Origin of the sequence: Achromobacter sp. SIMBA_011, assembly GCF_046535435.1 — a bacterium.
GTDB classification, from domain to species: Bacteria; Pseudomonadota; Gammaproteobacteria; order Burkholderiales; family Burkholderiaceae_B; genus Achromobacter; species Achromobacter dolens.
The window spans coordinates 1-335 of the sequence record NZ_JAWRWN010000170.1; the positions used below are offsets into that span (position 1 = coordinate 1).

General features: G+C 38.5%; 1 protein-coding gene. It reads right to left on the reverse strand.

The genetic code is table 11. From position 1 onward, the window contains the following. Positions 1-335, reverse strand: a 335-nt coding sequence (locus SB816_RS30415) for a hypothetical protein (protein WP_410548043.1), incomplete at both ends; no start/stop codon positions are given.

Genomic DNA, 335 nt, shown 5'->3' on the forward strand with positions numbered 1-335 from the left:
ATCGTATAGAAAGTATATGAGGTTCAGTTTGGCTTTGTATATTTCTTCATTTACTTTATCAGCATATACAATCGCTTTTGTTCTCCATTCCCGGGCGGACTCCTTTGAACCTAATTTGTATAAAACTCGGCTCAGCATGTACATTGAACGAATGGAGTAAACCGAATCGCAATGTGCGGGTATATTCATTGCTTTGATAAAGCTTTCTTTGGCTTCTTCAAGAAGTTCCTGTCTCTCATAGCATATGCCTAAATTAAAATGACCTAAGCCTTCGGAATGACCGTCATCAGTTTGAGAAGCGATATGTATGGCATGTTCGTATAGGGAAATTGCTT